Annotated in this window: 20 protein-coding genes; 9 read left to right on the forward strand and 11 right to left on the reverse strand. The window is 69.9% G+C overall.

All coding sequences use genetic code 11. From position 1 onward, the window contains the following. Positions 1 to 99: 99 nt before the first annotated feature. On the forward strand, positions 100 to 1,668 hold the full coding sequence (locus FHW79_RS33320; RefSeq protein ID WP_183180591.1) for an SEL1-like repeat protein: 1,569 nt from the start codon (positions 100 to 102) through the stop codon (positions 1,666 to 1,668). Positions 1,669 to 1,682: 14 nt separating this feature from the next. On the opposite strand, the gene FHW79_RS20180 is transcribed toward FHW79_RS33320, so the two are convergent. The 3 genes from FHW79_RS20180 to FHW79_RS20190 all read right to left on the reverse strand — a co-directional run bounded on the left by FHW79_RS20180 (position 1,683) and on the right by FHW79_RS20190 (position 4,657). Further along, positions 1,683 to 1,958 (reverse strand): hypothetical protein, encoded by a 276-nt coding sequence (locus FHW79_RS20180; protein ID WP_183180592.1) that lies wholly within the window; start codon positions 1,956 to 1,958, stop codon positions 1,683 to 1,685. Positions 1,959 to 2,044: 86 nt separating this feature from the next. Next, complete coding sequence (locus tag FHW79_RS20185; protein WP_183180593.1) at positions 2,045 to 2,722, reverse strand: hypothetical protein; 678 nt, start codon at positions 2,720 to 2,722, stop codon at positions 2,045 to 2,047. Positions 2,723 to 2,857: 135 nt separating this feature from the next. Then, a complete protein-coding gene (locus FHW79_RS20190; RefSeq protein ID WP_183180594.1) occupies positions 2,858 to 4,657 on the reverse strand; it encodes an acyl-CoA dehydrogenase in 1,800 nt (599 codons plus the stop codon). A 252-nt stretch (positions 4,658 to 4,909) separates the two neighbouring features. Between FHW79_RS20190 and FHW79_RS20195 the strand changes: the two genes are divergently transcribed. Continuing rightward, positions 4,910 to 5,938: a hypothetical protein gene (locus tag FHW79_RS20195; protein ID WP_183180595.1), complete on the forward strand. Its 1,029-nt coding sequence runs from the start codon at positions 4,910 to 4,912 to the stop codon at positions 5,936 to 5,938. Between the two features lie 16 nt (positions 5,939 to 5,954). Here FHW79_RS20195 and FHW79_RS20200 read toward each other — a convergent pair whose 3' ends face one another. Next, positions 5,955 to 6,620, reverse strand: a complete 666-nt coding sequence (locus tag FHW79_RS20200) for a hypothetical protein (RefSeq protein WP_183180596.1) — start codon at positions 6,618 to 6,620, stop codon at positions 5,955 to 5,957. Between the two features lie 99 nt (positions 6,621 to 6,719). Then, entirely contained in the window at positions 6,720 to 8,159 is a 1,440-nt protein-coding gene (locus FHW79_RS20205; RefSeq protein ID WP_183180597.1) for an FAD-binding oxidoreductase, read from the reverse strand. A gap of 214 nt (positions 8,160 to 8,373) precedes the next feature. On the opposite strand from FHW79_RS20205, the gene FHW79_RS20210 reads away from it, so the two are divergent. Next, positions 8,374 to 9,345 (forward strand): SEL1-like repeat protein, encoded by a 972-nt coding sequence (locus FHW79_RS20210; protein ID WP_183180598.1) that lies wholly within the window; start codon positions 8,374 to 8,376, stop codon positions 9,343 to 9,345. Between the two features lie 124 nt (positions 9,346 to 9,469). Continuing rightward, the gene (locus FHW79_RS20215) at positions 9,470 to 10,405 is read left to right on the forward strand and encodes an SEL1-like repeat protein (RefSeq protein ID WP_183180599.1); all 936 of its coding nucleotides are present in this window, start codon (positions 9,470 to 9,472) and stop codon (positions 10,403 to 10,405) included. 24 nt (positions 10,406 to 10,429) lie between these two features. On the opposite strand, the gene FHW79_RS20220 is transcribed toward FHW79_RS20215, so the two are convergent. After that, positions 10,430 to 11,401 carry an L-threonylcarbamoyladenylate synthase gene (locus FHW79_RS20220; RefSeq protein ID WP_183180600.1) on the reverse strand — a complete coding sequence of 324 codons (972 nt, stop codon included), beginning with the start codon at positions 11,399 to 11,401 and terminating at the stop codon, positions 10,430 to 10,432. 111 nt (positions 11,402 to 11,512) lie between these two features. Here FHW79_RS20220 and parA point away from each other — a divergent pair, with 111 nt between their 5' ends. Beyond that, a complete protein-coding gene (gene parA, locus FHW79_RS20225; protein WP_183180630.1) occupies positions 11,513 to 12,160 on the forward strand; it encodes a ParA family partition ATPase in 648 nt (215 codons plus the stop codon). Positions 12,161 to 12,304: 144 nt separating this feature from the next. On the opposite strand, the gene bcp is transcribed toward parA, so the two are convergent. Further along, positions 12,305 to 12,790, reverse strand: coding sequence for a thioredoxin-dependent thiol peroxidase (gene bcp / locus FHW79_RS20230; RefSeq protein WP_183180601.1), 486 nt, complete (start codon positions 12,788 to 12,790; stop codon positions 12,305 to 12,307). After that, entirely contained in the window at positions 12,787 to 15,813 is a 3,027-nt protein-coding gene (locus tag FHW79_RS20235; protein ID WP_183180602.1) for a bifunctional [glutamine synthetase] adenylyltransferase/[glutamine synthetase]-adenylyl-L-tyrosine phosphorylase, read from the reverse strand. The genes bcp and FHW79_RS20235 overlap by 4 nt, the downstream gene beginning before the upstream one ends. 102 nt (positions 15,814 to 15,915) lie before the next feature. Here FHW79_RS20235 and FHW79_RS20240 point away from each other — a divergent pair, with 102 nt between their 5' ends. Further along, positions 15,916 to 19,548 carry a DUF3971 domain-containing protein gene (locus FHW79_RS20240; RefSeq protein ID WP_183180603.1) on the forward strand — a complete coding sequence of 1,211 codons (3,633 nt, stop codon included), beginning with the start codon at positions 15,916 to 15,918 and terminating at the stop codon, positions 19,546 to 19,548. 165 nt (positions 19,549 to 19,713) lie between these two features. Here the strand turns inward: FHW79_RS20240 and tyrS are convergent, their stop codons facing one another. Further along, positions 19,714 to 20,982 carry a tyrosine--tRNA ligase gene (gene tyrS, locus FHW79_RS20245; protein ID WP_183180604.1) on the reverse strand — a complete coding sequence of 423 codons (1,269 nt, stop codon included), beginning with the start codon at positions 20,980 to 20,982 and terminating at the stop codon, positions 19,714 to 19,716. 121 nt (positions 20,983 to 21,103) lie between these two features. Between tyrS and FHW79_RS20250 the strand changes: the two genes are divergently transcribed. Then, positions 21,104 to 22,168, forward strand: a complete 1,065-nt coding sequence (locus tag FHW79_RS20250; protein WP_183180605.1) for an anhydro-N-acetylmuramic acid kinase — start codon at positions 21,104 to 21,106, stop codon at positions 22,166 to 22,168. A gap of 11 nt (positions 22,169 to 22,179) precedes the next feature. Here the strand turns inward: FHW79_RS20250 and FHW79_RS20255 are convergent, their stop codons facing one another. Next, complete coding sequence (locus tag FHW79_RS20255; RefSeq protein WP_183180606.1) at positions 22,180 to 22,323, reverse strand: hypothetical protein; 144 nt, start codon at positions 22,321 to 22,323, stop codon at positions 22,180 to 22,182. 5 nt (positions 22,324 to 22,328) lie between these two features. Continuing rightward, entirely contained in the window at positions 22,329 to 22,991 is a 663-nt protein-coding gene (locus FHW79_RS20260) for an alpha/beta hydrolase (RefSeq protein WP_137140188.1), read from the reverse strand. A 208-nt stretch (positions 22,992 to 23,199) separates the two neighbouring features. Here FHW79_RS20260 and epsC point away from each other — a divergent pair, with 208 nt between their 5' ends. Continuing rightward, a complete protein-coding gene (gene epsC, locus FHW79_RS20265; RefSeq protein ID WP_183180607.1) occupies positions 23,200 to 24,030 on the forward strand; it encodes a serine O-acetyltransferase EpsC in 831 nt (276 codons plus the stop codon). A 77-nt stretch (positions 24,031 to 24,107) separates the two neighbouring features. Next, positions 24,108 to 24,590 (forward strand): Rrf2 family transcriptional regulator, encoded by a 483-nt coding sequence (locus FHW79_RS20270; protein ID WP_183180608.1) that lies wholly within the window; start codon positions 24,108 to 24,110, stop codon positions 24,588 to 24,590. The last annotated feature ends 4 nt before the right edge of the window (positions 24,591 to 24,594 follow it).

The raw sequence follows: 24,594 nt of genomic DNA on the forward strand, positions 1-24,594 counted from the left end.
CTCGTCTGATTTAAGCTCTGCGGCAATTTGCCTCGCGATGCACAACTTTAGCGGGTTGTATGGTGCTTTCCGGTTCGATCATTCCGGTTGCTCGGTGTCATGAAGGCAAAAATAATATTTTTCGTTCTGTGTGCAGTCCTGTGGAACTCTTCAGTATCTGCCCAGACGTTTGATGAAGGGATTGCCGCATACAACGGGAAAAATTTCCGAGAGGCGTTGAGTATTTTCCGGAAATTCGCCGACCAAGGTCATGCCTTCGCGCAGAGCAATCTTGGCCATATGTATGAAAATGGAATGGGTGTGGCGCGGGACGACCAGGAAGCGGTGCGTTGGTACCGTCTTGCCGCCGAGCAAGGCAATGCCATCGCGCAGAACGCTCTTGGCATCATATACGCGAACGGCCGGGGTGTGGCGCGGGACGACCTGGAAGCGGCTCGTTGGTACCGTCTTTCCGCCGACCAGGGCATTCAGTACGCTCAATACAATCTTGGCGGCATGTATGCCAATGGCCGTGGCGTCGCGAAGGACGATGGGGAAGCGGCGCGTTGGTACCGTCTTGCGGCCGACCAGGGATACACCGTGGCTCGGGCCGCTCTTGGTCGCATGTATGCGAATGGATCAGGCGTCGCACGGGACGACCAGGAAGCGGCGCGCTGGTTCCGTCTTGCCGCCGAGGAAGGTGATTCCTTCGCACAAAACGCTCTCGGCGCCATGCACGCGAGCGGCCGGGGTGTGGCGCGGGACGACCGGGAGGCGGCGCGCCTGTACCGCCTTGCCGCGGGTCAGGGCAATCAGTACGCCCAATACAACCTCGCAACCATGCACGCGGAAGGCCGCGGCGTCGCGAAGGATGACGGAGAGGCGGCGCGCTGGTACCGGCTCGCCGCCGATCAAGGGAATGCGGCGGCTCAAGCCAATCTTGGGTTCAGCTATGGAAAAGGCCTTGGCGTTGCACGAGACGACCGGGAAGCGGTGCGCTTGTACCGCCTTGCCGCCGATCAGGGGAACACAGACGCCCAGGCCAATCTTGGGTATATGTATGCAAGCGGCCTCGGCATTGCGCAGGATGACGGGGAAGCGGTGCGCTGGTACCGCCTTGCCGCAGAGCACGGCCATGCGAACGCTCAGAACAACCTTGGCTTCATGTATTCTGAGGGACGCGGCGTTGATCGCAACCATGCATGGGCCGCCTACTGGTACGCCTTGGCGGCGAGGGGCGGCAATGAGGCTGCGGTCCGGAACCTTGAACAGAGCCTTCCCCACCTGCGCCAGTTGAAGGTTGCCGGCCAGACGGTCAATGTGCGGGCGAACGGCGACGAGAAGGCCGAGGTCGTTGCCAAGCTGAGCAAGGGAGCCGGCGTCTATCGCCTCGGTGAGGACAGGGAGGCGGGCTGGACGGAAGTCTACATTCCGGACGGCCACCGGGTCGGCTGGGTCAAAACCTCCCTTTTGGGCAATCCGGCCCCTGCACCGGTGGAACCGGCGGCGTCAAGCGGTCCCTATCCGCCCCAACCGGCGCCCGTTCCCGGCCGAGTGTCGTGCAACACCCGCTGCTTCAATGGGGACTGTTACCGCACCTATTCAAATGGCGAGCGCGTGCGGTTTCAGGCCCGCCGCCGGTACGATCCCTTCTCCGGCCAGTTCACCTGGGATTCCGGCGGCTGCTGAGGGGGCGAGGCGCCTCAGGGTTTCTCGGGAGCGGTCTCCCGGTTGATGTCGTCCTTGGCGTCGCGGGCCTTCTGCTGGATGGCCGCGCCGGCGTCCTGCATCATGCGGCCGGCCTCGGCGCCAATGCCCTTGGCGGCCTCGCCCACGCGCTCGGCGGTCTGGTCCACCGCGCGCCCGATCTCCTGGCCGGTCTTCTCCGCCGACTGCTGGTCGTCGCAGGCGGCCAGCAGCGGCAGGGCCAGGAGGGGAAGGACAAGGACGGCGGTGCGAATCCCGTTACGACGAGCCATGGGATGGTCTCCACAGTTGATCCATGGAGGCGTAACGGTTCATGGGGGCGTTTGGTGCCCGTCTTCCCTCAAAAGCGGACCCTCCCTCAAAAGCGGTAGGAGGCGGTGATCGCGACCACCGGCCAGAAGCGGGCGGCGCGGATTGAATCCTCCACCTCGCGGCGCTGGTCCTCCAGAACGGCGGCGATGGCCGGCGTGGTCGCCACGCCGGGGGCGCTCAGGCTGACCCGAGGCCTGCCCTGGAACAGCACGCCGAGATCCAGGCCGACGCTGAAGTTCGGGCTGAACACCGTGCCGTTGTAGCCGATGCCGGCATAGGGAGCGACGCGGTCGAAGGTTGCCTTGCCGGTCAACTCGCCGGCCTGCTGCGGCGTGACCACCACCCCGCCGAAGCTGCGCGGGCCGGACAGCGTGCCGGTCAGGTCGGCCTTGTTGTAGTTGATGCGCGCGCCGCCGCTGATGCGGAAGCCGGTGCCGGCAACGGGGTAGAGGTCCAGCACCGCGCCGAAGCTGCGCAGTTTCACGTCCAAATCGTAATCGACGCCGGAGATGCCGCGGTCGGTGCTGAAGGTGAACATGTTGCCGCCCAGCCGCAGCCCGAACATCGGATTCACCCGGTAGCCGGCCTCCAGCCCCAGCCCCAGCGTGCTGGCCTGCGCGCCGACGTGGAAGGGGGACTCGGCCGGACCATCCATGGTCTGGGCGGTGACGGCGGAGGTTCCGGCAACGGCGAGGGCGAAGGCGAGAAGGGCGGCGGTGCGCATGCGGCGTTTCCCCTTGGGACGTCTCGATCGAACGGGGAACGCGGACCAACCGCAAAAGTTGCGGCCGGCTTGGGGCGCCGGCCGCGTTTCAGCTGGTTGTGGCCAAACCGCCACAGTGATGGAGCACGGCCTTGCTTAGAACTGGTCTTCGCCCAGAGCCATGACCGTGCGGTGAGCGGTCAGGATCGGCAGCAGCAGGCCCGGCCCCTGGGCCAGGATCTGCTCGGCGTAGAAGCGCGCGGTGACCAGCTTGGCCTCCAGGAAGGGCGCGTTGGCGCCGGGCTGGCGCAGCCCGTCCAGCGCCTTGGCGGCGGAGCGGGCGAGCATCCAGCCGCCGGCCACCGTGCCCCACAGCTTGAGGTAGTTCACGGCCCCCGCGGCGGCGGCGCGCAGGTCGCCGTCGGCCTGGGTCTTGACCACCCAGGCCACCGCCTGCTCCAGCGCGTCCAGACCGGCGGACAGGTTGGTGCGGATCGCCTCCATGTCGTCGCCGGGAATGCTCTCCAACTCCGCCACCGTGGCGCGCATCTCCGCGATGAAGGTCCGGGCCGACTCGCCGCCGTCGCGGCCGGTCTTGCGGAAGGTCAGGTCGTTGGCGTGGATGCCGTTGGTGCCCTCGTAGATCGGCGTGATGCGGGCGTCGCGGTAATGCTGGGCCGCCCCCGTCTCCTCGATGAAGCCCATGCCGCCGTGGATCTGCACGCCGGTGGAGGCGACGTCGCAGCCGATGTCGGTGCTCCACGCCTTCACGATGGGGGTCAGGATGTCCACGCGGGCGGTGGCGGCGGCGCGCACCGCGGCGTCCTCGTGGTGGCGGGACACGTCGAGCTGGGTGCCGGCGTAGAGCGCCAGCGCGCGGGCGGCCTCGGTCTTGGCGCGCATGTCCAGCAGCATCCGGCGCACGTCCGGGTGGCGGATGATGGCGACGCCGGAGCCCTTCGGGTCGGCCAGATCCTTGCTCTGCACGCGGCCCTTGGCGTAGTCGCGGGCCTGCTGGTAGGCGCGCTCGGCGATCGCAACGCCCTGGATGCCGACGCCGAGGCGGGCGTTGTTCATCATGGTGAACATGTATTCGATGCCGCGGTTCTCCTGGCCGACCAGGAAGCCGACGGCGCCGCCGTTGTCGCCGAAGGCCATGACGGCGGTTGGGCTGGCCATGATGCCCAGCTTGTGCTCCAGGCTGGCGCAGCGCAGGTCGTTGCGCTCGCCCGGCGTGCCGTCCTCGTTCGGCAGGAACTTCGGCACGATGAACAGGCTGATGCCCTTGATGCCGGGAGGCGCGTCGGGCAGGCGGGCCAGCACGAGATGGACGATGTTGTCCGTCAGGTCATGCTCGCCGTAGGTGATGAAGATCTTCTGGCCGGTGATGCGGTAGGTCCCGTCCTCCGCCCGCACCGCGCGGGTGCGCACGGCGGCGAGGTCGGAGCCCGCCTGCGGCTCGGTCAGGTTCATGGTGCCGTTCCACTCGCCGGCGATCATCTTCGGCAGGTAGAGCGCCTTCTGCTCCGCGCTGGCGTGCTCGGTCAGCAGATCGACGGCGCCCTGGGTCAGCAGCGGGCACAGGCCGAAGGACAGGTTGGCCGCCTGCCACATCTCGTTCACCGCGAAGGCCACGGTCCAGGGCAGGCCCTGCCCGCCATAGTCCGGCTCGAAGGGCAGGCTGTTCCAGCCGCTCTCGATGAACTGGCTGTAGGCGTCCTTCCAGCCGGTCGGCGTGCGGACCACGCCGTTCTCCAGCACCGAGCCTTCCTTGTCGCCGACCCGGTTCAGCGGGGCGAGAACGCCGGAGGCGAACTTGCCGGCTTCCTCCAGCACGGCGTCCACCAGATCGGGGGCCGCCGAGTCGCAGTTCGGAAGCGCGGCGACCGTTTCGAGGCCGACCACCTCGTTGAGGACAAAGCGGAGGTCATCGACCGGAGCGGTGTAGGGAATCATGGATGGAGCGGCCTCCCGTGACCCGATTGTGCGTGCGTTTCTGCGTGCCCGATTGCGCGTGAACACGGCTTGGGCGGTTTACGTGCGCGTCACCATACCGTACCGAATGGTGCATGGCGAGCCTCGCCGTCGGACAGGAATATTGGCATCTGGGTTGCGGCGCGAACAGCGCGGCTGCGACGCAGGAGGAGACGTCCGACTTGGCATCCCTGTTGCAAGAGTTGGGCAGCACCGCTCACAGGGGTTCCTCCCATGACCATCGCCGCCGCCCTTGCCCGTCAGGCCGAATCCGCCGTCCAGGCCGCGAAGACCAGCCGCGGGCCGGAGAACGTCGAGGCGGCGGTCCGCAACGCCAGCGCCAAGACCGGGGTCGATTTTTCCTACCTCATGGAAAAAGCTGCCGTGGAGAGCGGGTACCGGACGGACGTGAAGTCCTCCTCCTCCTCGGCGACCGGGCTCTACCAGTTCATCGACAGCACCTGGCTGGCGACGATGCGCGACCACGGGGCGGACCACGGCTACGCCAAATACGCCAACGCGATCCAGACGCGCGGCGACGGCCGGCCCTACGTCACCGATCCCGACCTGAAGCGCGAGATCCTGGATCTGCGCAAGGACCCCAACGCCTCGGCCCTGATGGCCGCGGAGTACACCCGCGACAACAAGGAGTATCTGGAGGATACGGTCAAAGGGAAGGTCGGCTCCACCGAACTCTACATGGCGCATTTCCTCGGGGCGGGCGGGGCGTCGAAGTTCCTGAACGCCATGCAGGACAACCCCAACCGCGCCGCCAAGGAGCTGTTCCCCGACGCCGCCTCGGCCAACAAGGCGGTGTTCTTCGACAAGGACACCGGCCGGGCCAAGTCGCTGAAGGACATCTACGACCGTTTCGCGACGAAGTTCGCGGAGTCACCCAACGCCGACTTTGCGCCGGCCCAGACCGCCATCGACCGGGTGCGCCGCCAGGACATGCCGGACGGCTTCACCACCCAGGTGCCCAGCATGCCGCAGAAGGCGCTGAACGGCACGCCGCTGTCGATCTACCACGTGCTGGCTCTGAATGCGCTGGAGACGCCGGACGAGGTGGACAGCATCTCCGGCCGGCCCGCCCGTGGCCGCCGCCCGGACGGCGAGGACAAGGACAACCGCCGCATGCGCGACCAGCCGGTCCGCACCGATCAGAACGAGCACACGGGGCTGGGCCTCGGGCTGGGCCTGTCCAAGGTGGTCGGACAGGGAACCGGGACGACGGCTGGGGCGGAGACGAGTAAGGCGGCCTGATCGCCTGACGTCGGGGCTAGCGGTCCGTGAGCCGGTCGCGGGCTTCCCCCGCGATGGCCGCGAAGACCCGGCGGTCGCCGGGCAGCAGCGCGTCAGCGGTTAGGCGGCGGTGCGGCTCGAATCGCAAGCCCGCCCGGTGCGCCGCCGCGGCGCTTCCCCAGAAGGCCGGGGGCCGACGGCTCAGGCCCGTCGCATGGCGCGGCTCGCGCAGCCTTACTTCACGCAGCACATTGGTCAGGTCGAAGTCGATGAGGACCCGCCGCCCGCCAGGGCCGGTCAGGTGAATCCAGGCGTGGAAGGGGAAGGACTCCGTTTGCTGCCGCCGCTGTGCCGGATCGGGCGGGCGGACATCGGCGGTCGCCGCCGGATAGCCGAGCCAGCGCGCCCGGCCGTGGGCCTCGGAGTTGCGGAACGCCACGCGGCCCAACGCGACCTCGGCCCGCCCGTGGCCTAGGGACTCCAGAAGCATCGCCCCGGCGAAGGCGTAATACTGGCAGCCTCCCAGCCGGTGGGTGTGCACCAGATCGCGGTGCAGCGGATGGGCGGTCACCGCCCCATGCACCGCCTGCCGGATGCGCTCCCGCTCCGGCGGCAGAGCCTCGGCCAACGACGTGCCGGGGACCGGCGCCATTTCGGCCTCGCCCAGCATCAGGCGCATCCACGCCGACATCGCGAGAAGCATCGCCGCCTCCGTTCCGCGGTTACCGACCGACTCCTACGAACAGGCCGGAACCGCGAAAGGTCGCACGGGGCAGGCAGAGCACCTCTTGGGCAGAGCCCCTTACGGCAGCATCTTGCCGGGGTTCAGCAGGCCCTTGGGGTCGAGCGCCGCCTTCATGGCGCGCAGCAGATCGAACTCGACCGGGCTCTTGATGACCGGCATCTCATCCTTCTTGAAGCGGCCCACGCCATGCTCGGCGGAGATTGAGCCGTCCAGGTCGAAGATGACCTCGTTCACGATGTGGCAGATCTCGTCCCAGCGGGCGAGGTAGGCGGCGGTGTCGGCGCCCTCCGGCTGGCTGAGGTTGAAGTGGATGTTGCCGTCGCCGACATGGCCGAAGGGGGTCGGGCGGATGCCGGGACAGGCCGCGGCCACGGCGGCTTCGGCGCGCTCGATGAACTCGGCGACGCGCGACACCGGGACCGACACGTCGTTCTTGATCGAGCCGCCCTCGAACTTCTGCGCCTCGACGATGGCCTCGCGGATGAACCAGAGCTGGTTGGCCTGGGTCTCCGACTGGGCGATGGTGGCGTCGGTGGCCAGCTCCGCCTCGAAGGCCTCGCCCAGCGCCGCCTCGACCGTCTCGCGGAAGGCGTCGGACTGGGTGCCGGCGGTCAGCTCGGTCAGCACGTACCAGGGCGACGGCTCCGACAGCGGGTCGATGGTGCCGGCGACGTGCTTGAGCGCGAACTCCAGGCAGCGGCGCGACATCAGCTCGAAGGCGGCCACGGCGTCGCCCGACGCCGCGCGCAGGCGGGCCAGCAGCTCGATGGCGGCGGCGGGGCTGGGCACGGCGATGAAGGCCGTCTCCGCCTGGCGCGGGCGCGGGTAGAGCTTCAGCACCGCGGCGGTGACGATGCCCAGCGTGCCCTCCGCCCCGATGAACAGGTGCTTCAGGTCGTAGCCGGTGTTGTTCTTGCGAAGGCTGCGCAGCCCGTTCCAGACGCGCCCGTCGGCCAGCACGACCTCCAGCCCCAGCACGAGGTCGCGCATGTTGCCGTAGCGCAGCACGTTGATGCCGCCGGCGTTGGTCGAGATCAGCCCGCCGATCTGGCAGGTGCCCTCCGCCCCCAGGCTCATCGGCAGCAGGCGGTCCTTGTCCTTCGCCGCCTCCTGCGCGGTCTTCAGCACGACGCCGGCCTCCACCGTCATGGTGTAGTTCAGCGTGTCGATGCCGCGGATTTTGTTCATCCGCGACAGGCTGATGACGATCTCGCGCCCTTCCTCGTAGGGGATGGAGCCGCCGACGAGGCTGGTGTTGCCGCCCTGCGGGACGACCGGGATGCCGGCCTCCGCGCAGATCGTCACCACCGCCGCGACCTCTTCGGTGCTGGCCGGGCGGACCACCGCCGGGCTGTTGCCCTTGAAGCGCCCGCGCCATTCCGACAGGTAGGGGGCCATGTCCTCCGGCGCGGTGAGAAGGCCGTTCGGGCCGACGATGGCGCGGATCCGGTCGAGGGCGTCGGCGAGGCCGGCGGAGGCGGGGCTGGCGGAGGTCATGGGCGGACGGTCCGGGGATGGTGGCGACGGTGCTGCGAACTGATAGCGCCGAACGCGGCGATTTTCCAGCCGGTCGGGCCTTGCGGATCGCGCGTATGCGGCGGATCACGCCCGGTCGGTGATTGATCGTGCCCGCCTGTCATGGCAATCATTGCGGGAGAGCCGCGAAAGACGGCCCGATTTTGCGGGAAGAATGATGGGCTTGAATCGTCTTATGGTTATAAAGCGGTTCGTCGCGGCGGGGCGGCGCCCCTGGCGTCACGCCATGCTCGGCGTGGCCCTTCTGGTCGGGGCCTGCAACGCCACCGCCGGGTCCGGGATCGGCCGGAACGACTCCGAGGCGGCCCACTGGTACCGGCAGGCCGCCGAGGACGGCGTTCCTGAAGCGATGGTGGACTATGCGGGCATGCTGGCCGCCGGGCGCGGCGTCGCCAAGGACGAGGCGGAGGCGGTTCGCTGGCTGCGCAAGGCCTCGGCGCTCGACTCCGTGCGTGCCATGGTGGAGTTGGGGGTGATGCTCGCCGACGGGCGGGAGGCCGCCAAGGACGACGTGGAAGCCGTCCGGCTGTTCCGGATGGCGGCCGATCAGGGCAACCCCCTGGCCATGAGGAACGTCGGCATCGCCTACGGCTTCGGGCGCGGCGTCGCCAAGGACGATGCCGAGGCCGCCCGCTGGTACCGGCGGGCCGCCGACCTGGGCGATACGGGGTCCCTGTTCAACCTCGGGGTGTCGTACGAACGCGGTCGCGGGGTGGCCGAGGACAAGGCGACGGCGGCGGAGCTTTACCGGAAGGCCGCCGATGCCGGGCATGCCCAGGCGGCCAACAATCTGGGCGTTCTGTACGCGGAGGGGACCGGCGTGCCCCAAAGCTGGCCCGACGCGGCGAAGTGGGTCCGGCGCGGAGCGGAGCGGGGGGCGCTGACCGCGCAGGTGAACCTGGCGACCTACCTGATCGACGGCAGAGGCGTCGAAAAGGACGAGGTCCAGGCTGTGCAATGGCTGCGCATGGCGGCCGACCGTGACGACCCGCGGGCGCAACGCATGTTGGGGCGCATGATGATGGACGGACGGGGAACCGAACGGAATCCGGCGGAGGCCCGCAACCTGCTGCTCAAGGCGGCGGCGCAGGGCGATGCCGCGGCCAAGCGGTATCTCGGGCAATTGTATGACACCAACCTTCGATAGGACTCACGCCGTGCCGCGCGTTCATTCGTTTCGGGAGATCGGAGCGCGGGGTCTCCGCGTGCTTCTGGCCGGGGGCGCATTGTGTCTCGCCGCCTGCGCCGCGACCGGGGAAAAAGGCGGCGGGGTGTCGGGGGGACCCGGACGCACGGGAACCGCGATCGCCAAGAACGACGTCGAGGCCGCCGATTGGTACCGGCAGGCCGCCGAGGACGGCGTTCCGGATGCCATGGTGGACTATGCGTACATGCTCCTCTTTGGCCGGGGCGTGGAGGGAAACGAGGCCGCCGCCGCCGCCTGGCTGCGCGAGGCGGTCGATCGTGGGTCGGCGCGCGCCATGGCGGTTCTGGGAGTCCTGTATCTGGAGGGGCGCGGCGTTCCCGAAGACAAGGCCGAGGGGGTACGGCTGACCCGGCTGGCCGCCGAGAAGGGCGACCCGTTGGGAACGAGGAACCTGGGCGTTCTCCATGAAAACGGTTTGTTCGCCGGCAGAAGGACTTACCACGCCAAGGATGGCGCGGAGGCCCTGCGCCTGTATCGGCGCATCGCCGACATGGGCGACAAGGTGGCGCAAGCCTTTCTCGCGAACATGCTGCTGCGCGGACAGGGCGGCGTCAAGGACGTGGAGCAGGGTCTGGTCTGGTTGCGCAAATCCGCCGACCAGGGGTACGGCCCGGCCCAGTCCGCCCTTGGTTTCCAGTACGAGAAAGGCGAGGTCGTCCCGCCGAGTCTCGAAGAGGCGGCGCGATGGTATCGGCGCTCGGCGGAGAGTGGCTATGCGCGGGGGCAGGTCCGGTGGGCCCTGGCCCTGGCCGCCGGCAAGGGGGTCGGCAGGAACGACGAGGAAGCCGTCCGCTGGCTCCGTCTGGCCGCCGGGCAGAACGACGCCTGGGGGCAGACGGAACTGGCGTCGATGATCATGGAAGGGCGGGGGACGGCCTGCGACCTCGCGGAAGCCGACGCGCTCGCCGAGAAGGCGGCGCGGCAGGCTTACGGCGAAGCGAAGCTGCTGCTGGGCCGCCTGCGCGACCGGAAACATCCGCCGGCCTGCCCCGCCTCCTGACGACCCCCACCGTCCGGCCCGCCGTCACCCCCGCGGGGCCGCCGCGCGCCGCAGCCGGTCGTTGATGGCCACGCCCAGCCCCTCGTCGGGGATCGGCATCACCGCGATGGCGCGGGCACCCTCCTGGTCGAGCGCGCGGAGATGGGCGAACAGGTTTGCCGCCGCCTCGTTCAAATCGCCCTGAAGGCTCAGGTTCAGGCGGGCCTTGCCGCCGCGGATGAAGCGGTCGGGGCCGAAGGTCAGGAACGCCTCGTCCTCCTCGGCGCTCGTGGCGTTCAGCCGCACCGGGGCGTTGGGGGCGTAGTGGCTTTCCAGCTGGCCGGGCGATTTCGGGGCGTCCGGGTCGCCCGCGGAGACCTGGATGGGGCCGATCAGCCGCTCGATCTCCTCGCGCAGCACCGCGCCGGGGCGCAGCAGCACGGGCGTCTCGCCGGTCAGGTCGAGCACGGTGGATTCCACCCCGACCTGGCACTTCCCGCCGGCGACCACCATGCTCACCCGGTCGCCCAGGCTCTCGATGACGTGGTGCGGGGCGGTCGGGCTGACCGCGCCGGAGCGGTTGGCGCTGGGGGCGGCGATCGGCTTGCCGGCGGCCTTCAGCAGGGCCTGCGCCACCGGATGGGCGGGCACGCGCACCGCCACGCTGTCCAGTCCGGCGGACACCAGAAGCGACAGCCCGGCCTCGGCCCGGCGGGGCAGGACCAGGGTCAGCGGGCCGGGCCAGAACTGGTGGGCCAGCTCCACCGCGCGCTCGTCGAGCACGGCGATGGCCTCGGCCGATTCCAGGTCGGGCACATGGGCGATCAGCGGGTTGAACTGCGGGCGGCCCTTGGCGGCGAAGATCGCGGCCACGGCCCGGTCGTCGGTGGCGTCGCCGCCAAGGCCGTAGACGGTCTCGGTCGGGAAGGCGACCAGGTCGCCGCTGCGCAGGGCCTCGCCAGCGCGGGCGAGGCCGGCGGGCGTGGCGGGGATGATGTCGGGATGCTTGTCGGTCACGGGACGATTTGTAAAGCGTCGGGGGATGAAGTCAATTCGCGCGGTTGCGCCGTCTCTGTCCAAGCCTTATGACGGGTGTGCGCGATAAACAACCAAATGATGGGTGTGGGCATGGCGGGCAAGGTCTTCACCGTGGCTCAGCAGAAGGGCGGGGCCGGAAAGACCACGCTGGTGGCGCACCTCGCCATTGCCTGGATGCAGCTTGGGCGCTCGGTCGCCACGGTGGACATCGATCCGCAGGGCAGCCTGACCCGCTGGCAGGCGGTGCGGGCGGAGGCCACGGGCGGGCAGCCCGGCTTCACCCATGTCCAGATCACCGGCTGGCGCACCCAGACCGAGGTCGAGAAGCTGGCCCGCGACCACGACATCGTGCTGATCGACAGCCCGCCCCACGCCCAGACGGAGGCGCGCATCGCCGTGCGCGCCGCCAGCCTCGTCATCGCCCCGGTGCAGCCCAGCCCGATGGACCTGTGGGCGGTGCAGCCGACGCTCGACCTCGCCGCGCAGGAGAAGCGCCGCCTTCTGCTGGTGCTGAACCGCGTGCCGCCGCGCGCCCGCATCGCCGACGAGCTGATCGCGCGGGTGCGCGAGCTGGTGAACCCGCCGGCGGTGGACATCGCGGAGTCGCAGATCGGCAACCGCACCGCCTACGCCGGGACCCTGCTGTCCGGCCTGTCGGTGACCGAGGCCGCCCGCAAGACCCAGGCGGCGGCGGAGATGCAGGCGCTGGCCGAGGAGATCCTGCGCCGGGCGGCGTGAGGGGGAATGGCACTCGTGCCGAGTGTAACGCCACGCGCACCCCCCTCACCCTAACCCTCTCCCCGCTTTCGGCGGACCGAAGGTCCGCCTGTCGCGTCAGCGCAAACGAAGTTTGCGCGAAAGCGGAGGGGAGAGGGGACGCCATTACAGCGCCTGCAACGCCTTCAGCACCGCCGCCACATGGCCGGTGACCTTCACCTTGCGCCAGACGTTGCGGACGATGCCGTCCTTGTCGATCAGGAAGGTGGCACGCTCCAGGCCCATGTACTTGCGGCCGTACATGCTCTTCTCGACCCAGACGCCGTAGGCTTCGGCGACGCCGGTCTCCTTGTCGGAGGCCAGCGTGAAGGGCAGTTCGTACTTCGCCTTGAACTTGTCGTGGCTGGCGACGCTGTCCTTGGACACGCCGATGATGACGGCGTCGAGCCCGCTGAAGTCCGGAAGCTGGTCGCGGAAGCCGCAGGCCTCCGACGTGCAGCCGGAGGTGTCGTCCTTCGGGTAAAAGTACAGGATCACCGGCTTGCCCCGCAGGGCGGACAGCGTGACGCTGCCGCCGCCGTCGGTCGGCATGGTGAAGTCCGGGGCCGGGGTGCCGGCCTCAATCGGGGCGGCGTTGGTGGCTTCGCTCATGGGAGTTTGGCTTCTTCGTTGGTCTCTGGGGGAGGCAGCCTTGACGCCGGCTCCTCGACCAGCGCCACGAAATGGCGGTGGGCGCGGGCGGCGATGTCGCGGATTCTGCTGTCGAGCGCGGCGAAGTCAACCGCCGGTTCCTCGTCCGGGAAGGCGGCGCGGGACAGACCCTCCCGCAGCGTCGGCGAGACCTGCCGGGGATCGAGCACCCCGTCGGTGGTCAGCCGCAGGAAGCCCTGCACGCGGCGCCACAGCTTCAGCGTCGCCACCAGCTCCTCCGCAACCTCCGGTGCCAGCAGCCCGGCCGCGGCGGCGTTGAGCAGGGCGCGGCTGGTGGCGATGGACAGGATCTCCGGATGCGCGTGCCCGTGGCGGAGCTGGAGATACTGGGCGGTGAACTCGATGTCGATCAGGCCGCCGCGGGCGTATTTGACGTTCCACGGGTTGGTGGTGCCGAACTCCTTGTCGATGCGGCGGCGCATGTCGGCGACGTCCCACAGCACCTTGGCCGGGTCGCGCGGACCGGTCAGCACGCCGCGGATGGCCGACTCGACCTTGCCGGCCAGTGCCGGGCCGCCGCCGCCGGAATCGCTGCCGATGACGCGGGCGCGGGTCAGGGCCATGTGCTCCCACGTCCAGGCGTCCTTGGCCTGATAGGCGGTGAAGGCGTCAATCGCGGTGGCGAGCGGCCCGGCGTTGCCCGACGGGCGCAGCCGCATGTCCACCTCGTACAGCCGCCCGTCGGCCATCGGGGCGGTGATGGCGTTGGTCAGGCGCTGCGTCAGCTTGATGTAATACTCGTTGGGGGCCAGCGGCTTGGCCCCGTCCGACTGGCGCGTGCCCGGCGGCACCTCGTAGACCACGATCAGGTCGATGTCGGAGGTGATGGTGAGCTGCCGGCTGCCCAGCTTGCCCATCGCCACCACCACCCAGGCGCCGCCGGGGATGCGGCCGTGGCGGGCGGCGAACTCCTCCTCGACGCGGGCGGCCAGCTCCGGCACCACCACATCGGCCAGATCGGCGAGGAAGGGGCCGCAGCGGTCGCCGTCGGTGATGCCGCGCAGGATGTGCGCCCCGGCGCGGAAGCGCTGGTCGTTGGTCCAGCGCCGCGACAGGGTCAGCACGTCCTCGAAGTTGTGCGCCCCGGCGATGAAGCGCTGGTACTCCGGAGTCAGCCCCGCCGCGTCCGGCAGCGGGTCGAAGAAGTCGGGCGACAGCACGGCGTCGAGCAGCGACGGGTTGCGCGACAGAGTCTCGGCCAGTTGCGGCGCCGTGCCCATGATCTCCGCGACCAGGGCGAGCAGCCAGGGGTTGGCGATGAACAGCGAGAACAGCCCGACCCCCGCCGGCAGCCGCTCCAGGAAGCTGTCGAACTTCACCAGCGCGTCGTCCGGGGCGGGCGTCTTCGCCAGCTCGTTCAGCATGGCCGGCACCAGCTCGGTCAGCAGCTCCCGCGCCCGGCCCGAGCGGGTGGAGCGGTAGCGCCCGCGGTGCCAGGTGGAGACCACGGCGATGACCCGGCTGGGGTCGCGGTAGCCCATGCCGGCCAGCGTCTTCACCGTGCCGGGGTCGTCGTCGGTGCCGGTGAAGACGAGGTTGCCGGGGCCGGACAGCGACGGCGCCTCCTCGAACAGCTCGGCGTAGCGGTCCTCCACCCGGCCGAGCTGGGCGAGCAGGTCGGTGCGGAAATCCTCCACCCGCCCGTAGCCGAGGAAGGTCGCGAGATGCGCCACCCCCTCGTCGTCCGCCGGGATCTGATGGGTCTGGCGGTCGTCGGTCATCTGGATGCGGTGCTCGACCCGGCGCAGGAAGCGGTAGGCCTCCTCCAGCTCCTCCACCGCCGCCTCCGGCACGCGGCCGACCGCGCACAGCGCCTTGTTGGCCAGCAGGGTGGGGGCGATCCGCACGCGGATGTCGCGCCCGCCGAAAATGAGCTGCTGGGTCTGGGCGAAAAACTCGATCTCGCGGATTCCGCCACGGCCGACCTTGATGTCGTGGCCGTTCACCGTCACTTCACGATGGCCCTTGTGGGCGTTGATCTGACGCTTGATGGAATGGATGTCCTGGATGGCCGCGAAGTCGAGGTGGCGCCGCCACACGAACGGTTCGAGGAAACGCAGGAAATGCGCCCCCGCTTCCGGATCGCCGGCGATGGGGCGGGCCTTGATCATGGCCGCGCGCTCCCAGTTCTGCCCGACGCTGCCGTAGTAAATTTCGGCCGCCGAAACGGACACCGCGAGCGGCGTGGCACCGGGATCGGGGCGAAGCCGCAGATCTGTACGGAAGACGTAGCCGTCCTTGGTCCGTTCATCCATAATGCGGACAAGATCGCGCGCGATACGAATGAACGTGCGGGCGAGGTTGTCCGGCTGGGGCGTTTGAACGACGGCGTCGTCGTACAGGACGATCAGGTCGATATCGCTGGAATAGTTGAGTTCGCGCGCACCAAGTTTGCCCATGCCAAGCACGATCAGGCCCGACCCGACCCATGGCCGCTGCGGTTCCGGCAGCGTCAGCGTCCCCGCCTCCGCGGCGCGGCGCAGCAGGTGGTTTGCCGCCATGCGCACCGACGTCTCGGCGATGTCGGACAGCGCGCCGGTGACGGCCTCCAGCTCCCACGTCCCGGTGATGTCGGCCATCGCGATCAGCAGCGCCGCCCGACGCTTGGCGACGCGCAGGGCGGTCATCAGCCGGTCGATGTTGCGCTCCTCCGCGCAGTCCGCCTCCAGCCGGCGCAGCAGCGCCGCGAAGGCGTCGCCGTACCCCTGCGTCACCATCGCGCGGACGAAGGGCAGCTCGCGCGTCAGGATCTGGCCCAGATACGGGCTGTTGCCGCACACCGCGTCGATCAGCGCCCGGCCCTCGGCCGAATCGGCGTACGCCTCGGCCCAGGCGCGCAAGGCGTCGCCGCCGCCGGTGCTGTCGCCGTCGTCGTCTGCGGCGTTCGCCGCCTCGGCGCGCCAGCGCTCCAGGCCGCGTTCGGCGAGGGCGGTGTCGAAGGGTTTCGGCAGCGTGGTGGTCATGGTCGCGGCTATCCCTGCACAAGAACTGAGCAGGAAGGTGCGCGGTCGCGAGGGTCCGGTCAACTGTGACAACGCGCGGGCATCGTCGCCGGGACACCGACCGTGATCCGGCGCACCGCGAAGATTCTCGCCTGGACCACCGCGGGCGCGGTCGTCGTCGTCGGCGCCGCCGGCGGGCTGTTCGCGTGGCGGCTGGCCCAGGGGCCGATCGCGCTCGACCCGCTGACCCCCTATGTGGAGCGCGCGCTGAGCGACCCGCAAGGCCGCTACCGCGTCGACGTCGGCCAACTCGTCCTGTCCTGGGTGGACGAGGAGGAGAGCGACGGGCTGACCCGGCTGGACCTGCGGGCCATCGACGTGCACGCGGTCAACGCCGAGGGGGACGAGCTTGCCGCGGTGCCGGAGTTGGGCGTCGGCTTCTCGGTGCGGGCGCTGTTCCAGGGCAAGCTGTCGCCGACCCGGCTCGACCTCGTGCGGCCGCGCCTCCAGGTGGTGCGCCGGGCCGACGGCAGCCTGGATTTCGACGTGCGCTCAATTCCGTCTCCCGGCGCGCCGGAGAAGGAGGAGCCGGACGGCGGTCCCGATTTCGCGGGGGAGATCGTCTCCACCCTGATGCAGCCCCCGGACATCGCCCGCCCGCTGGGCCTGCTGCGGCGGCTGACCGTCGTCGGCGCCGACCTGACGGTGACCAACCGGATGCTGGGGCTCTCCTGGCACGCCAACCGCGCCGACATCGTGCTGACCCGCGACGGGACGGAGATCGTCGGCGGGGCGCAGCTTCTGCTCGACCTCGACGGGCGGACGGCGGCGGTGGAGGCGTCGGGCGTCCATCGCATGGCCGACGCGGAAACCGCGCTGTCCACCCGCTTCGACGGCTTGCAGCCGGCGGCTCTGGCCAAGATCGGCCCGCTGCTGGCGCCGCTGTCGGCGGTGACCGTGCCGCTGGGCGGGCGCATCGACGCCACCCTGGATTCGCGGTTCGAGCCGGTGCGCTTCAGCTTCGACCTGCAGGGCGGCGCGGGGGAGGTCAGCCTGCCCGCGCTGCGGCCCGAGCCCTACCGCGTCGACCGCCTGCGGCTGCGCGGCGGGCTGGACGTGCCGGGCCGGCGGGCGGAGCTGGAGCGGCTGGACCTCGCGTTCGACGGGATGGCGATGGCCGGGCGGGGCGACCTGAGGGAGCAGGGCGGGCAGCGCAGCGGCAGCCTGCGGCTCGACCTGACGGCGGGCGGCGAGCGGGCCTCGCTCGACCTCGACGGAACGCAGGTTCCCGACAAGGGCGCGTCGGTCGCCGCAACGCTCGGCGGGCTGGTGCCCGCCGCGCTGGCCGGGCTCGCCCCGGCCTTGGCGCCGCTCGCCGCGGCCCAACTTCCCCTGTCCGGCACGGCCAGCCTGGAGCTGGACCCCGACGGGCAGCCGCGCAGCGGCCGGGCGGCACTGACAGCCGGCGCCGGCCGCGTCGTCCGGCCGGACCTGTTCCCGGAGCCGCTGCCCGTCGCCTCCGCCGCTCTGACGGTGGCGGGGGATCGTGCCTCGGGCCGGCTGGAGGTGGAGCGGCTTGCGGTCGACCTCGGCGGGCCGACCGTGGAGGGAACCGCGCGGGCTACCATCGACCCGCCCGGCACGCCGGACGCCCGGCTGTCGGTGGAGGCCGCCGTGACGGCCAAGCGGGTGCCGGCGGACGAGCTGCCGCGGTTGTGGCCGCTCGGGGTGGGGAAGAACCCGCGGGAATGGGTGACCCAAAACCTGTCGCGCGGCGTCGTGCCGGAGGCGACGGCGACCGTCCGGGCCAGCGGGCCGCTGTCCGACCTTGCGGCGATCGACGTGACTCATTTCGAGGCCGGCATCAAGGCCGAGGACATGACGGTGGACTATTTCCACCCGCTGCCCAAGGTCTCCGGCGTTGGGGGGGAGGTGACCACCGACGGCAAGACCTTCACCATCCACACCAAGGGCGGCCGCATCGACGACGTCCAGCTCGGCGAGGGCACGATCATCATCGGCGGCCTGGACACCGGCAAGGAGACCATGGACATCCGCGTCCCGGTCCGCGGGCCGGTGCGCACCATCCTGACCGTTCTGGACAGCCCGCCGCTGGGCTATCCCAGCCGCCTCGACCTCGACCCCAGGAAGACCCAGGGGCAGGCCGACGCGCAACTCCACTTCCAGTTCCCGCTGCTGGTCGATCTGAAGGTGGAGCAGTTGAACCTGGACGTCGCGGCGAAGCTGCGCGGCGTCGGGGTGGAGAAGGTGGCCGCCGGGCTGACCGCGACCGAGGGCGACCTGACCCTGGCGCTCGACATGAACGCCATGACGGTGAAGGGCAACACCAAGCTGGACGGCATCCCCGTCACCATCGACTGGAAGGAGCAGTTTACCTCCACCGCCAAGGGGCCGCGCACCCGCATCGCCGTGAAGGGCGACGTGGACGCCCAGGACCTGCGCAGCCACGGCATCGACCTCGGCGAGCATGTGGCGGGGCCGCTGGGGGCGGACGTGCTGTTCACCGTGGACCAGCGCCGCCGCTTCGGCCTGACGGCCGGGCTGAACCTGGAGAAGACGCACCTGCGCATCGACGAGCTGGGCTGGGAGAAGCGGCCCGGCGTGCCCGGCACCGGCAAGCTGGCGCTGGAGTTCCAGAAGGACCGGGTGACCCGCATCACCGGCCTGTCCGTCGATGCCGGGGGCTTGCGCGCCCAGGCGGCCGTCGATCTCGCGCCGCAGAGCATGGCGGTCACCAAGGTGGCGGTCAGCCAGATGTCGGTGGGCCAGACCGACCTGAAGGCCGACGTGACGGTGCATGACGGCGGCAAGAGCGGCTATTCCGGGACCATCACCGGCCAGAGCCTGGACGCCCGCGTCCTGGCCGGCAAGGCCGACCCGCCCGGCGGCAAGAAGCAGGGACCGCCCGACGAGAAGCCGCTGCCGCTCGACTTCGACCTGAAGCTGAACCGCGTCGTCTTCGGGGATGGCCGCCATCTGTCCGACGTGGCCGGGCGGATCAAGCGCGACAGCCTGTCCTGGACGGCGCTCGACGTGACGGCGAGGGCGGGGCGCGACGGGACGGTGTCCCTGCGCTACCTGCCGGGCGCCCAGGGATTCTACGACGTGGCCATTTCGGCCAGCAATGCGGGCGAGACCTTCCGCGCGCTCGACATCAACGACCGGGTGCAGGGCGGTGCCTTGGCGATCACCGGCCGCACGGTGGAGCCGCGGGCCGACGCCGCCATCGAAGGGCGGATGGAGCTGACCGACTACGCGCTGGTCGACCCGCCGGTGCTGGCCCGCATCCTGAATTCCATTTCCCCGTCCGGCTTCGCCGAGCTGATGGGCGGCGGCAAGGGCATCCGCTTCGGGCGGGCGGTCAGCGATTACCGCAAGGAGGGGCGCCTGCTCACCGTGAAGGACCTGCGCACCTCCGGCTCCGCGCTCGGCCTGACCCTGTCGGGGGAAGTGGACATCGAGACGGACACCGCCAACCTGCGCGGCACCATCGTGCCCATCTACGGGCTGAACCGTCTGCTCGGCCAGATCCCGCTGCTGGGCGACGCGCTGAGCGGCGGCGAGGGGCAGGGCATCTTCAGCGCCACCTGGCACGTCCGCGGCCCGCTGGGCGACCCGGACGTGACGGTGAACCCGCTCGCCATGCTGGCGCCGGGCTTCCTGCGCAACCTGTTCTTCCTGGGCGAGGGAGGCGACGGCAAGGAAGCGCCCTCGCCGGGGACGTTCGTGAAGTAGGGGATTGATTCCCCCTCTCCCGCCCCGGGAGAGGGAGGGGCCCGCCGCATTGCGGCGGGAGGGTGAGGGTGCCGGCAAGGATGGATTTCTGATCCTCGGACGACCCTCACCCGCCCGCTGTCGCGGGCACCCTCTCCCGGGGCGGGAGAGGGACTCAGCGGTGCCTCACACGGCCTTGACCAGCGCGTGACGCTTCTTGCCAGCGCTGAGCTTGATGACGCCGTCGGCGTTCAGGTCGGCGGCGGTGGCCTTGGCGGCCTCGTCGGGGATGGCGGCGTCGTTCATCCTGGCGCCGGCGCCCTTGATGAGGCGGCGGGCCTCGCCCTTCGAGGCGGCCAGCCCGGCGGAGACCAGCAGGTCCACCACCGCGACGCCGGCCTCAAGCTCGGCGCGGGGCACGTCGATGGTCGGCAGGCCCTCGGCGGCGCCGCCCTGCTCGAAGGTGCGGCGGGCGGTCTCGGCGGCCTCCAGGGCGGCCGCCTCGCCGTGGGCGAGCTTGGTCACCTCGTGGGCGAGGATCTTCTTGGCCTCGTTGATGCCGGCACCCTCCAGGGACTCCAGCCGCGCCACCTCGTCCAGCGGCAGCTCGGTGTAGAGCCGCAGGAAGCGGCCGACGTCGGCGTCCTCGGTGTTGCGCCAGTACTGCCAGAAATCATAGGCGCTGAGCTTGTCGGCGGTCAGCCACACCGCGCCGGCGGCGGTCTTGCCCATCTTGGCGCCCGACGCGGTGGTCAGCAGCGGGGTGGTCAGGCCGAACAGCTCCGCCCCATCGGTGCGGCGGCCCAGTTCGACGCCGTTGATGATGTTGCCCCACTGGTCCGACCCGCCCATCTGGAGCATGCATTGCTCGCGACGGAACAGCTCCACGAAATCGTAGGCCTGGAGAATCATGTAGTTGAATTCCAGGAAGGTCAGCGGCTGCTCGCGATCCAGCCGCAGCTTGACCGATTCGAAGGTCATCATGCGGTTGATCGTGAAGTGCCGCCCGATGTCGCGGAGCAGCGGGATGTATTTCAGCTCGTCCAGCCAGTCGGCGTTGTTGACCATCACCGCGTCGGTCGGCCCACCCATTGTGTTTTCTGGGGCAAAGGACAGGTAGCGCCCGAAGATGCGCTTGATGCCCGCCATGTTGGCGTTGATGGCCTCGTCGGTGAGGAGCTGGCGCGCCTCGTCCTTGCCCGACGGGTCGCCGATCTTGGTCGTGCCGCCGCCCATCAGGACGATCGGCTTGTGGCCGGTCTTCTGCAGCCAGCGCAGCATCATGATCGGCAGCAGGCTGCCCACATGCAGGCTGTCCGCCGTGCAGTCGAAGCCGATGTAGGCAATGATCGGCCCCTTCGCCGCGCGCTCGTCGAGCCCGGCGAGGTCGGTGCACTGGTGGATGAAGCCGCGTTCCTGCAGCGTGCGGAGGAAATCCGATGTCAGCGTCGTCATGGCCGCGATCCGGCTGTCGTGGTAGGGTCCAGGGTCGCGTCTGTTAGCATGGAACGCGCGGCCCCACAATTCTCGGGGCTGATTCGACAGGGGATTGGGGTCCGATGGAATGAGGCAGGACATGCAGACGGTCGTCGGGCTGATGAGCGGCACCTCCATGGACGGGATCGACGCGGCGCTGGTCCGCACCGACGGCGAGCGCCGGGTGGAGCCGCTGGCCTTCGTGACCATTCCCTACGCGGACGGCTTCCGCGCCGACCTGCGCTCCTGCCTGGGCGGCAAGGGGCCGGTGGAGACGGTCGAGCGCGCCCTGACCGACGCCCACGCCGACGCCGTGCGCCGCCTGCTGGCGGAGGCCGGGACGGAGGCCGCCGCGGTGGACCTGATCGGTTTCCATGGCCAGACGATCTTCCACGACCCGGCGCAGCGTCGCACCTGGCAGATCGGCGACGGCGCGCGGCTGGCGCGGGCGACCGGCATCGCCGTGGTCAACGATTTCCGCACGGCGGACGTGGCGGCGGGCGGGCAGGGCGCTCCGCTGGTGCCGCTGTTCCACCGCGCGCTGGCCGACGCCTTGCCGCGCCCCTTGGCCGTGCTGAACATCGGCGGCGTCGCCAACGTCACCTGGATCGGGGTGGGCGCGGACGACGTGATCGCCTGCGACACCGGGCCGGGCAACGCGCTGGTCGACGATTGGGTGCTGTCCGGCCACGGCGCCCGCTACGATTCCGGCGGGGCGCTGGCGGCGCGGGGCAACGTGGACGAGGGCGCTCTGGCGGCGCTGCTCGCCCATCCCTATTTCGACCAGCCGGCGCCGAAGTCGCTGGACCGCGACGCCTTCGATCCGTCCCCCGTCCGCGGCCTGTCCGTGGAGGATGGCGCGGCGACCCTGACCGCCTTCACCGCCGCGTCGGTCGCCCGCATCGTCCCGCATCTGCCGGAGGCGCCGCTGCGCTGGCTGGTCTGCGGCGGCGGGCGGCACAACGCGACGCTGATGGGGATGCTGGCCGACCGGCTGGGCGTGCCGGTCGATCCGGTGGAAGCGGTGGGCTGGAACGGCGACGCGCTGGAGGCCGAAGCCTTCGCCTATCTGGCGGTGCGCAGCCGCAAGGGGCTGCCGCTCAGCCTGCCGGCCACCACCGGTGTCCCGCGGCCGATGAGCGGCGGGCGCTTCCACCCCGTGTGAGGCCGGAACGGTTACGGGCGCGGGCGGCTGTTGTCGGTGCAGTTGTCGGCGTGCTTGCACCAGTTGCCGAAGGTGCTGGCGATCTGGGCGTTGCTGCAGCCCGACAGCAGAAGCACGGCGAGACCGGCGGTGACGGTGAGTCGAAGGATCGTCACGGCTTTCATTCCGCCACGGCGGCAACGGGGTTGCCCATCGCGCGGTCCAGATAGTCGTCCACCTGCACCGCCAGATCGTCGCTGCGGTTGGCGAAGAAATGGTTGGCGCCCGGCACGACGCGGTGGTCGATGCGGATGTCCTTCTGGTGCGACAGCTTGGTCACCAGCTTGTTCACCGCCGCTCCGGGAACCAGCTCGTCCTTGTCGCCGTGGATGATCAGGCCGGAGGAGGGGCAGGGCGCCAGGAAGGAGAAGTCGAACAGGTTGGCCGGTGGGGAGACGGACACGAAGCCGTCGATCTCCGGGCGGCGCATCAGAAGCTGCATGCCGATCCACGCCCCGAAGGAGACCCCGGCGATCCAGCAGACCGGGGCGTTGGGGTTGTGGGTCTGCAGCCAGTCCAGAGCCGCCGCCGCGTCGGCCAGTTCGCCCTCGCCCTTGTCGTAGGCGCCCTGGCTGCGGCCGACCCCCCGGAAATTGAAGCGCAGGGCCGAATAGCCGCGCTTCGTGAAGGACTGGAACAGGGTGAAGACCACCTTGTTGTTCATGGTCCCGTTGTGATGCGGGTGCGGATGCAGCAGCAAAGCCACCGGCGCGTTGGGGATCGTGCCGTGTGTGTAGCGCCCTTCCAGCCGTCCGGCCGGACCGTTGATCATCACTTCAGGCATGGGAACGGCGATCCTGACGCGAATATAAGGTGATCCGGACCACCGGCGGAGCGGTGGGCGGACGCCACGGCAAGCGGGCGTGGTTGCCCATGGACAAGCATGGATTTTTCGCACACAATTCTTGACCGTTTTGCTTGGTCATCATATATGCGTCGATGCGTCCTTTCAGGGCAACCCGCGCGACCGGCGAGGCACGGGTCGAGGGCTCTTGCGAAAGATCACCTCTTCCGGCAAGAGGGCGGACTATACCACGGCGGGTGTTCCGGTGTTCAAGCATCTTCGCGAAGAGATCGACGGTATCATGGCCCGCGACCCGGCCGCGCGGTCAAGGGCCGAGGTCGCGCTGTGCTATCCGGGCTTCCACGCCATCGTCCTGCACCGCGTCGCGCGCTATTGCTGGGATCGCCGTTGGCACCTGATGGCGCGCGCCGTCTCGCAGATCGCCCGCGCGCTGACCGGCATCGAGATCCATCCCGGCGCCACCATCGGGCGCCGTTTCTTCATCGACCACGGGATGGGCGTCGTCATCGGCGAGACCGCCGAGATCGGGGACGATGTGATGCTCTATCATGGGGTTACGCTGGGCGGCACCTCGTTGAACCAGGGCAAGCGCCACCCCACGCTGGAAAGCGGCGTGATCGTCGGCGCGGGGGCCAAGGTGCTGGGCGCCATCACCATCGGGCGTGGCGCCCGCGTCGGCGCCAACGCCGTCGTGGTGGCGGACGTGGCGCCGGGCATCGCCGTGGTCGGCATCCCCGCCAAGGCGGTGGTGACGCGCGACCGCGTCGAGACGCAGAAGTTCATGCCCTACGGCACGCCCTGTGGCGACATCCCCGATCCGGTGGCGCGCGCGCTGAACGGCCTGCTCGATCAGGTGTCGACCCTGCGCCGGCGCGTCGAGGAACTGGAATCGGAGCGCGGCGACGCGCATAATTCATCCGTATACGAAACATCGGGCATTCCCAACGGGAGCGCCCGGCCCGACAATGGGGTGCGCGAGCCGGTGTCCGTGGAGAGCGGTCCGGCGGCGTCCTGTTGAACCAAACACAAACACGAGGCTTGGCGTCGATCCGCTGGACGGTCGGGCCGGGGTGAAGGAAGGGTAAGGAGGGTAAAATGAGACTCAGCACCAAGGGACGCTATGCCGTCATGGCCATGGTCGATCTTGCTGCCACCAGCCAGGGGAGCCCCGTCGCCCTTGCCGACATCGCCGACCGGCAGGAGATTTCGCTCTCCTATCTGGAGCAGCTGTTCGCCAAGCTGCGCAAGGGCGGTCTGGTCAAGAGCGTGCGCGGCCCCGGCGGCGGCTATCTGCTGGCCCATCCGGCGGACGCGACCCGGGTCTCCGACATCATCCTGGCGGTGGACGAGCCGATCCGCACGACCCGCTGCGCCAACGGCACGCCGCAGGGCTGCCGCACCAACCGCTCGCGCTGCCTGACCCACGACCTGTGGGAGGAGCTGGGCAACCAGATCCACATGTATCTCAGCTCGGTCACCGTGGCCGACGTGGTGGAGCGGCGGATCATCGGCACCAGCAGCCTGACCATCCGCGGCCCGCAGCCGGCGGACGAGAGCGCCGCGGTTGCTGCGGAGTAAGGGG

This window comes from Azospirillum sp. OGB3, from assembly GCF_014192915.1.
GTDB lineage: Bacteria > Pseudomonadota > Alphaproteobacteria > Azospirillales > Azospirillaceae > Azospirillum.

Bases quoted from the DNA above. Each gene is read 5' to 3' on its own strand.
- FHW79_RS20270 (WP_183180608.1), top strand. From the start codon at position 24,108: ATGAGACTCAGCACCAAGGGACGCTATGCCGTCATGGCCATGGTCGAT.
- tyrS (WP_183180604.1), bottom strand. From the start codon at position 20,982: ATGACGACGCTGACATCGGATTTCCTCCGCACGCTGCAGGAACGCGGC.
- FHW79_RS20195 (WP_183180595.1), top strand. From the start codon at position 4,910: ATGACCATCGCCGCCGCCCTTGCCCGTCAGGCCGAATCCGCCGTCCAG.
- FHW79_RS20205 (WP_183180597.1), bottom strand. From the start codon at position 8,159: ATGACCTCCGCCAGCCCCGCCTCCGCCGGCCTCGCCGACGCCCTCGAC.
- FHW79_RS20200 (WP_183180596.1), bottom strand. From the start codon at position 6,620: ATGCTTCTCGCGATGTCGGCGTGGATGCGCCTGATGCTGGGCGAGGCC.
- FHW79_RS20180 (WP_183180592.1), bottom strand. From the start codon at position 1,958: ATGGCTCGTCGTAACGGGATTCGCACCGCCGTCCTTGTCCTTCCCCTC.
- FHW79_RS20250 (WP_183180605.1), top strand. From the start codon at position 21,104: ATGCAGACGGTCGTCGGGCTGATGAGCGGCACCTCCATGGACGGGATC.
- bcp (WP_183180601.1), bottom strand. From the start codon at position 12,790: ATGAGCGAAGCCACCAACGCCGCCCCGATTGAGGCCGGCACCCCGGCC.
- parA (WP_183180630.1), top strand. From the start codon at position 11,513: ATGGCGGGCAAGGTCTTCACCGTGGCTCAGCAGAAGGGCGGGGCCGGA.
- FHW79_RS20185 (WP_183180593.1), bottom strand. From the start codon at position 2,722: ATGCGCACCGCCGCCCTTCTCGCCTTCGCCCTCGCCGTTGCCGGAACC.
- FHW79_RS20210 (WP_183180598.1), top strand. From the start codon at position 8,374: ATGGTTATAAAGCGGTTCGTCGCGGCGGGGCGGCGCCCCTGGCGTCAC.
- FHW79_RS20235 (WP_183180602.1), bottom strand. From the start codon at position 15,813: ATGACCACCACGCTGCCGAAACCCTTCGACACCGCCCTCGCCGAACGC.
- FHW79_RS33320 (WP_183180591.1), top strand. From the start codon at position 100: ATGAAGGCAAAAATAATATTTTTCGTTCTGTGTGCAGTCCTGTGGAAC.
- FHW79_RS20260 (WP_137140188.1), bottom strand. From the start codon at position 22,991: ATGCCTGAAGTGATGATCAACGGTCCGGCCGGACGGCTGGAAGGGCGC.
- FHW79_RS20190 (WP_183180594.1), bottom strand. From the start codon at position 4,657: ATGATTCCCTACACCGCTCCGGTCGATGACCTCCGCTTTGTCCTCAAC.